This is a genomic window from [Clostridium] symbiosum ATCC 14940, from assembly GCF_000466485.1.
GTDB lineage: Bacteria > Bacillota > Clostridia > Lachnospirales > Lachnospiraceae > Otoolea > Otoolea symbiosa.
In genome coordinates this window covers 1-8,244 of the sequence record NZ_KE992989.1, presented here as the reverse complement: position 1 = coordinate 8,244, position 8,244 = coordinate 1, and the positions used below count along the sequence as shown (strand labels likewise).

Sequence of the window (8,244 nt, the reverse complement as noted above, 5' to 3'; positions counted from 1 at the left end):
CTTTGGAGTGCGCATCAGTGCTAAGCTCGTAAGGAACCTCGCTAAGCACCGGCGTCCTCACCTGCTTAATTATCCTCCGCCTCTGTTTTAGGTATCCCAAGATAAGGCAATATATTTTCAAATATGCTCCCCACGACAGGAGCCGCTATCGTGCCGCCGTAGTAAATTCCTTCCGGTTCGTCGATCGTGATGAGCGCTATTACCTGGGGATCGTCGGCCGGGGCAAAGCCCACAAATGATGAAATGTATTTCTTCAGGCTTCTGGGAAGCTTTTCCGATGTAGCCGTTTTTCCGCCGATTCTGTACCCCTCTATTTTCGCATTCTTTCCGCTTCCCTCGGAAACTACCTGCTCCAGTATATAACGCATCGTGCTGCTGGTCTCCTCCGACAGGATTCTGTCTCCTAAAGGAAATTCAAACTTGTGGACAGAACCTGTCTGCGGACTCACCGACTTCACAGCCAGGTGCGGAGTCACCCTGTTTCCCCCATTGATAACGGAGGATGCCGTGGTAATGAGCTGCAGCGGTGTAATCTGGAAAGACTGGCCGAATGATACGGTTGCCAGCTCCACCAGCCCCATATTTTCCTTTTTATGCATAATGGTGGCTGCCTCGCCCGGCAGATCGATTCCCGTCTTTCCGAGCAGGCCGAACTGGGCAAAGTATTTATAGTAATTATCTACTCCCAGCCTCTGCCCTACATCGATCAGCACCGGATTGCAGGAATTCATCATTCCCTGAAGGAATGTTTCACCTCCGTGCCCTCCCACTTTATGGCAACGTATTTTTCTGTCTTCCACAACCCGGAAGCCGGGACAGGAAAAATTATCGGTCAGCTTTACTACCCCGGCCTCCAGACCGGCCGCAGCCGTCACGATTTTAAACGTGGAGCCCGGCTCATACGTGTCATTAATGCATTTATTTCTCCACATCTGGTTTAAAAGATCCTGGGAAGTCTTGCCGTCTCCGTCCGCCGCAATGCCGGGTATCAGTGTAAACGGTTCATTTAAATTGAATTCCGGCACATTTACCATCGCGAGTATTTCGCCGTTTTTCGGATTCATGACAACGACCGATACGCTGTTGGCCTGTTTTTTCTCCATTACCTGGTAAGCGGCCTGCTCCGCATATTTCTGGATATTGACGTCCAGGGTGACGACCAGGTCATTGCCCGCCACCGGCTCAATCCGGTCCTCGGCCGCATTCTCTATCTCTACCCCGGCCGCATTCGAAAGCGTCAGTATTTTTCCGTCCTGGCCTTTCAGATATTTCTCATACTGAACCTCCAGCCCGATGATACCCTGGTTGTCTCCTCCGGTGAAACCAAGCACTCTGGACGCAAGACTGTCATAAGGATAGTACCGCTTATAGTCCTCATCGACCTTAACGCCGGCAAGTCCCTGTGCACGAATCTTGTCTCCTTCTTTCTTGTCCACATTTGTCTTTATAATCTCACGCGCAGAATATTTTTCCACCTTTTTTCTGACCGTATCCTCCGGCACTCCCAGTTCCCCGGAAAGTATCCGGATGACGCTTTCCGGATCCTCAATCTGGTTATGGACCACCGATATGGTACAGACTGTCCGGTTGTCGGCAATCACCACACCGTTCCGATCCAGAATCCGTCCTCTGGCCGCTTTAATCGTCCTCTCCCTCTGATGCAGATCCTCAGCCATCTCACTGTAATAGTCCGCTTTATAAATCATAAGGAAGAACAGCCTTCCTGTCAGCCCGGCCATGCACAGGCATAACATGATACATACGAACGCTATTCTTCCTCTGTGATGTGTCTGATTTCTGTTCATGCGGTACCTTTATGCTTTCGTTGGTACAGTATATTAAAAAATCAGAATTTTATTCTTGTTACAACCCACGCTCGGTTTATTATCGAAGTGCGGCTGCATCCTATGCGGACACGTGGTTGACCTCATGGCAGTGGGGGATACCGGCTTCTCTCCGCCCACCGCTGCCGTTAAATTTGTTTCGGGCAATTCATTTCACCACCTTAGAGGATGGGAGAATCCTTGCTAATATTTGTTGAACATTATTCCCGGCTGCCTTCTGAAGACTCGGTCATACCTCCCCCGGTGCTTTCAGCCGCATTGGTACTTTCAGGCATTCCCGGGCTCTCCTGCGGTGCGGTTATACCTCCCGGCATGCTGTCGGGATAATTGTAATCTTCTTCACCCGAATCAATAAACTCATCATCAAATGACGCCCAAGTCTCCGTCGGGGCCTCTGATTCTCCTCCTTCTCCCGCGCCCTCCTGTCCTTCCTGGCTCTCTGAAGGTTCGCCGGATGTGATGCCCTCTTCTCTTCCCGCCAGATCTTCGTCTTCCTGCAGACCCGTTTCCGTATCCGGGAATACATTCATATACGGAAGGATTTCCGCCATGATTTTAGCCGAAATCTCGCTGGCAAATCTGGAATGGGCCTGTTCCTCACCCGGAAGGTTCGGTGTGTCCAAAACCACGTAAACGAGAACCTGCGGATCGTAAGCCGGCGCATAGCCGATAAACGATACCAGATAATTTTTGGCTTCTCTCGGCTGCTTCTGAGCCGTTCCCGTCTTTCCTGCCACCTGATATCCTGCCACGGCCGCGGCCCCTGCCGTACCTCCGTCGCCGGAAACAGTCTGATAGAGCGCATTGTTAATATAGTTCGATGTATTTTCCGAAACCGTCTCTCTTACCAGTTTCGGCTCATTCTTCTTGACGACGGCGCCCTGGTCATTTAAGATTCTTCTCACAACATGCGGCTCATAGTAAGAGCCTCCGTTGATCAGGGAGCAATAGCCGGCCGCCATCTGTATCATTGTACAGTTATAATTCTGTCCGAAGGCATTCGTTGCCAAATCGACCGGTCCCATATTATCCGCCCTGTATACGAGGCCGGATGTATCAGCTTCACCCGGAAGGTCAATGCCTGTCTTGGAACCGAAGCCAAAAATGCTCTGGTATTTTGTAAACTTCTCTTTTCCTTCCAGACGCACAATATTCATCATAACGATATTGCATGATTTCATAAGCCCCTGCGTGACGGTAAGAGGCCCGTGACCGCTTCTGGCCACACAGCGGATCGTCCATCTGTCGTCCATTTTCTGCCTGCCGCCGCATTCAAAGGTCTCATATCCTGTGATGGCTCCTTCTTCTATCGCACCGGCCACGGTAAATGCCTTCTGCGGGGATCCCGGCTCAAAGGTATCACTGACGCAGAAATTACGCCACATTTTATACCAGGCGTCGGCCTTTGTCTTTTCATCCATGGCAGCCTGTTCTTCCTGGGTATAATATCGGTCCATATTATAAGGATCATTTAAATCATAGCGGATGTTCGTATCCATCGCAAGAATCTCCGCCGTATTGGGATCCATAACGATAACGGCTGCCACTTTACTTCCAATGCCCGCCTGCCATTCGTCAATATATTTCTGACAGATTTTCTGGATATTCGCATCAATTGTCAGTTCCAGCGTTTCTCCGTTCTTAGCCGGCTTCACCACCCTCTCCAGATTGGAATCGTCATTGAGATATCCGTACTCTCTGCCGTTCACGCCGTTCAGGACGCTGTTGTAATACTGCTCAACTCCGCCGGAGGCATTGCCGTCCTTCATTGCAAAGCCGATCACGTTGCAGGCCAGCTCCTTATATGGGTATACCCTCTTGTACTCATCTTCAAACCATACGCCGGTGATTCGTCTCTTGCCGCCCTCATCGACCGGCAGTTTCTTATACTCGGCATTCTTCTCCTGCTTGTAATTTTCAAACAGCTCCTTCTGCTCCGCCGTCATCTGTTTTTCATAAACGACATAATAGCTGTCTTTCCTGTCATTGATCAGCTTGCGCAGCTCTTCACGGTCATAGCCGAAGCACTCGTTAAGCGCATCCAGCGTCGCTTCCAGATATTCGTAGTTTTCATCATTTTCCAATATCTGTTTCGGATCGATAATCAGGTTATACACTTTCTCACTGATAGCCAGATACGTTCCGTTTCTGTCTACAATGTTCCCCCGCTTAAAGGGGATCGTTCTGCTCTCATAATCCTGATGGCTTAAAACGATCTGATTATAGTCTTCCCCTTTATTTTTTACAATATTATAAAGCACCAATACCAATGCAAACAAAGCCAGCGTAATTACCAAAACGGTAATCGCCAGCTTTTCCTGCATGTACTTTCGAAAGGGCTGTTTGTTATTAGTGTTTTGGGATGTCCTCATACTGCCTTACATACTCACTTTCCGTTTTATTATACAAAAGAATCTGATTCTTGTTGGCATATACCATGCCAAGTTCTTCTGTAGCGACCTTAAATACATGGTCTAAATCAACGTAAGTGTCAATTCTTGTCTGAAGGGCATCATTTTCAGATTTTAAATGTTCCAGTTTCAGTTCCAGCGTTTCTATATTATTGATTCTTGATGTAATCGAAGCTTGTATATGCAGGTAATTCATACATAAAAACAGCGTAATGACTGCTGCTATGGTCAGAGCAAACACATACGGACCGTCCATATAGAGAGCTTTGTCCCTGTTCCTCCGTACAACATGGCTGCGTTTATAGTCGTCCTGTACCCTGCGCTCCGGCTTTGTCTGTGGTGTAGTTCTATTTACTTTTCTCACGGTATTGCCGTCTACATACGTTCCGGCATATTCAGGATGTCTTCTTCTGGCAGCCATAGGTCTTTACCTCCTACTCTTTTCAAACACTCTCAGCTTTGCGCTTTTGGAACGCTTATTTTCTGAAAGTTCTTCCTCTGACGGTAAAATCGGCTTGCGTGTCACCACACGGCCTTTACTCTTTTTTCCGCACATGCACACGGGGAAGTCGGGCGGGCAGGTACATGGATTTTCATTGATTCTGAAGCGGCTCTTGACAATCCGGTCTTCCAGCGAATGGAAGGTGATAATGGAAAGTCTGCCCCCGGGAGCCAGAAGATCCGTCATCTTGTCGATGGAATTTTCCAGAACCTCCAGTTCCTTGTTCAGTTCGATCCGAATCGCCTGAAATGTCCGCTTGGCCGGGTGGCCTCCCGTGGCTCTCACCTTGGCGGGAATCGCGGCTTTTATAATTTCAATCAATTCTCCTGTTGTCTCAATCTCTTTTTCCTGACGTGCCCTGACAATGTGCTTGGCAATATTCTTAGCGAACCGGTCTTCCCCATAATTTTTGATAATATGGAACAGCTCCGATTCACTGTAGGTATTTACAATATCTTTTGCGGTCATTTCATTTCTCTGATCCATCCTCATATCGAGCGGGGCGTCATCCTCTCTGTAGGTGAATCCCCGTTCAGCCGTATCAAGCTGATAGGAGGAAACTCCCAAATCCAGATAAATCCCGTCGACCTGACTGATTCCCAGCTCTTTCAAGACCTCATCGATATTCTCATAGTTGCTTCTTACAATCGTTACTTTATCTCCAAATTCTTTCAGACGTTCCGATGCGGCCGCTATGGCGTCGGCATCCTGATCGATTCCGATAAACCTTCCCTTATCTCCCAGTCTCCGGCATACCTCGCTGGCATGTCCGCCTCCACCCAGGGTTCCGTCCACATAAATCCCATCCGGCTTTATGTCAAGGCTTTCGATTGTCTCATCTAAAAGTACTGATTTGTGTCCAAATATCATATTCCAAGGCCTTCCATGTTCTCTGCTATTTCGTCCATGTCGTCATAGACATTCTTCTCGGTCCAGGTTGCTTTATTCCAAATCTCGATCCGGCTTCCCACACCAACCAGAACCACTTCCTTCTCCAGGCACGCAAACTCCCTGAGTACGGCCGGAAGGAGTATCCTTCCCTGCTTGTCCACCTCACAGGCAGAAGCTCCGGCCAGAAAAAAACGTGAGAACTTTCTGGCATTCGTATTGGTAAGCGGCAGTGACTGGAGCTTTTCTTCAAAGTTTTTCCACTCAGAATTATCATACACAAAGAGACAGCCATCCAACCCCTTTGTCACGACAAATTCGTCTCCAAGCTGTTCCCTGAATTTGGAGGGGACAATCAGCCTCCCCTTCGCATCGATTGTATGATTGTATTCACCCATGAACATAGCAATCACCTGTCATCCAATTTGCTCCACTAAGCTTCCACGCGGAACCATTTAGTACCACTTTCTACCACTTTCCACCACTTTGTATTCTAATTCTAGTACATCTGTAAGGAAATAGCAAGAAATATTTATTAAAATGTACAGAAAAAAAGATGGTAAGATCTGGAAATCTTACCACCTTTTTTAACGACTCTACATATGTAATTTTCTTAGCAATCAGCTACAACATATTGATTCAGCAGCTGATCAAGCTCCACACTGCATTGATAAATGATACCATACTCCTCCTTTTTATCAATGCTTCTATTCAACCGTTCTCTTGCATGTTCAATTTTACTGATCAATTCTTCTCTCGCGTTTGCCATATCCTACTCTCCTTTTGTTGTTGCTGTCTTCAGTTGTGGCGCTGTCAGAGGATATATTGTATTGTAAAACGTTTGCACAAACCGGTATTCCAGACCCTCAATCCAGGAATACAGTCTTAAAATAAGATATCCGATGTCAGCAACCGAAGCAACATTTACAAACAATAATGTTTGTAAATGCCTCCCCGGTGTATCTTCATTTTAAGTCCTTATTCCCTAAAAATCAAACAAATTCGGCCGATAATATTCGACAAAAAGTGACGCATCTCCCTTATTTATTATCCGATCCCCTTATAAATAATACCCAGAACAAACACGATAATTGTAAGCGGTACGTAGATTCCGCAGGCAATTTTCCCAAACAGGGAAGGCATTGATTTCGTTCTGCCCTGCTCAAGTTCCTTTCGTATTTCTTTGTAACCAAGCACATAATAAACGGAAACCGCTCCCAATACCGCTCCAAAAGGAACCACGAGGATTGTGATAAAATCCATCCATTTTCCCACGGAGGGTTCCGCTTCCAGGAAGACTCCGACCACAAAGCAGATAATTCCGCAAAGCAGAACGGCCAGCTTTCGCGGAACTTCAAACCGGTGCTGGATACTTTCAATTACCGCTTCAAACATATTAATTAAAGAAGTAATCCCTGCAAAAACCACGGACAGGAAGAATATGACGGCAAATATCTGGCCCATCGGCATCTGGCCGAAAATCTTCGGAATCGTGATAAACATTAAGGAAGGACCGGCTGCCGGCTCAATTCCAAAAGCAAATACCGCAGGCATAATGGCAAGGGCGGAAAGGAGAGCCGCCACCGTGTCAAATAACGCCGTACGCATCGACGAACCTACAATATCTGCCTTCTTATTCAGATAAGAACCATAGACAATCATTCCTGAACCGGTGATGGACAGGGAGAAGAATGCCTGTCCCATGGCCATAACCCAGGTATTTACGTCCAACAGCCTTTCCCACTTTGGCACAAAAAGAAAATTGTACCCGGCTGAAGCTCCCGGCAGGAAGAATACGCGGACCGCCAGGACGGTAAACAGAACAAAGAAAACAGGCATCATCACACGGTTAGCCCGCTCAATCTGGGTAACGGAACCTGTAACCAGGATAATCACGGTGATTAGAACCACCGCCAGGTGCCAGGGCAGGCTGCCGAAGCTTCCTGTGGCCTGTGCGAAATAAGCGGCCGAATCCTCTGTAAGAATAGCACCCGTCAGGGAACCTCCCAGGGAGCGGAGCACCCAGCCGATTATAATCGAATAACCGATCGCAATACCCAGGGAACCCATAAGGGGAATCCATCCAAGAAAACGTCCGACGGCTCCTTTGCCTCTGTGGGCCCAGCAAAGCTCATAAGATCCAAGGGTTCCTGTCTTTGCCTTTCTTCCGATGGCAAACTCCGCCGACAGGCCGGTCAGGCCGAACAGACAGATAAAAAAGAGATAAGGGACCAGGAATGCCGCCCCTCCGAACTGGCCCAGACGATATGGGAACATCCATATGTTGCCAAGGCCCACCGCAGAACCCACACAGGCCAGAATAAAGCCGAGTGAACTGCTGAAATTTCCATTTTTGTGACTCATGTAATAACCCTCCTCATAAATAGTGGTGAAAAGTCCCTGAAGCCAAAACCACGAAGGAACCTTTTCATCGCCCGCATACATGCGTCTTTAGCCCTCCCGCCTGGATTCACATGCATGCTATGCCGCTTTAAACGGCAAAATCAGTTCTATCATAATATATACTGCGGATAAAAGCAACCCGGGATGGAGATTTAATTGAGAATGGAGATTTAACTGAGGTTAGGAGGACGCGTCC

General features: G+C 47.7%; 7 protein-coding genes. All 7 read right to left on the bottom strand.

The annotated features are described in order from the left end of the window. Positions 1-65: 65 nt before the first annotated feature. The 7 genes from CLOSYM_RS16880 to CLOSYM_RS16855 all read right to left on the bottom strand — a co-directional run bounded on the left by CLOSYM_RS16880 (position 66) and on the right by CLOSYM_RS16855 (position 8,009). Positions 66-1,805, bottom strand: a complete 1,740-nt coding sequence (locus tag CLOSYM_RS16880; RefSeq protein ID WP_003503615.1) for a peptidoglycan D,D-transpeptidase FtsI family protein — start codon at positions 1,803-1,805, stop codon at positions 66-68. Between the two features lie 239 nt (positions 1,806-2,044). Then, positions 2,045-4,168: a peptidoglycan D,D-transpeptidase FtsI family protein gene (locus CLOSYM_RS16875; protein WP_049943746.1), complete on the bottom strand. Its 2,124-nt coding sequence runs from the start codon at positions 4,166-4,168 to the stop codon at positions 2,045-2,047. A gap of 25 nt (positions 4,169-4,193) precedes the next feature. Continuing rightward, entirely contained in the window at positions 4,194-4,676 is a 483-nt protein-coding gene (locus CLOSYM_RS16870) for an FtsB/FtsL family cell division protein (protein ID WP_003503611.1), read from the bottom strand. Positions 4,677-4,682: 6 nt separating this feature from the next. Next, positions 4,683-5,627 (bottom strand): 16S rRNA (cytosine(1402)-N(4))-methyltransferase RsmH, encoded by a 945-nt coding sequence (rsmH, locus tag CLOSYM_RS16865; protein WP_021643041.1) that lies wholly within the window; start codon positions 5,625-5,627, stop codon positions 4,683-4,685. Then, positions 5,624-6,049, bottom strand: a complete 426-nt coding sequence (gene mraZ / locus CLOSYM_RS16860; RefSeq protein WP_009296468.1) for a division/cell wall cluster transcriptional repressor MraZ — start codon at positions 6,047-6,049, stop codon at positions 5,624-5,626. Before mraZ ends, rsmH begins: the two co-directional genes overlap by 4 nt. Before the next feature lie 209 nt (positions 6,050-6,258). Continuing rightward, positions 6,259-6,414: an aspartyl-phosphate phosphatase Spo0E family protein gene (locus CLOSYM_RS22530; RefSeq protein ID WP_003503608.1), complete on the bottom strand. Its 156-nt coding sequence runs from the start codon at positions 6,412-6,414 to the stop codon at positions 6,259-6,261. A gap of 278 nt (positions 6,415-6,692) precedes the next feature. After that, positions 6,693-8,009, bottom strand: a complete 1,317-nt coding sequence (locus tag CLOSYM_RS16855; protein WP_024739231.1) for a sodium-dependent transporter — start codon at positions 8,007-8,009, stop codon at positions 6,693-6,695. Between the last annotated feature and the right edge of the window lie 235 nt (positions 8,010-8,244).

Bases quoted from the DNA above. Each gene is read 5' to 3' on its own strand.
- mraZ (WP_009296468.1), bottom strand. From the start codon at position 6,049: ATGTTCATGGGTGAATACAATCATACAATCGATGCGAAGGGGAGGCTG.
- CLOSYM_RS16880 (WP_003503615.1), bottom strand. From the start codon at position 1,805: ATGAACAGAAATCAGACACATCACAGAGGAAGAATAGCGTTCGTATGT.
- CLOSYM_RS16875 (WP_049943746.1), bottom strand. From the start codon at position 4,168: ATGCAGGAAAAGCTGGCGATTACCGTTTTGGTAATTACGCTGGCTTTG.
- CLOSYM_RS16855 (WP_024739231.1), bottom strand. From the start codon at position 8,009: ATGAGTCACAAAAATGGAAATTTCAGCAGTTCACTCGGCTTTATTCTG.
- rsmH (WP_021643041.1), bottom strand. From the start codon at position 5,627: ATGATATTTGGACACAAATCAGTACTTTTAGATGAGACAATCGAAAGC.
- CLOSYM_RS16870 (WP_003503611.1), bottom strand. From the start codon at position 4,676: ATGGCTGCCAGAAGAAGACATCCTGAATATGCCGGAACGTATGTAGAC.
- CLOSYM_RS22530 (WP_003503608.1), bottom strand. From the start codon at position 6,414: ATGGCAAACGCGAGAGAAGAATTGATCAGTAAAATTGAACATGCAAGA.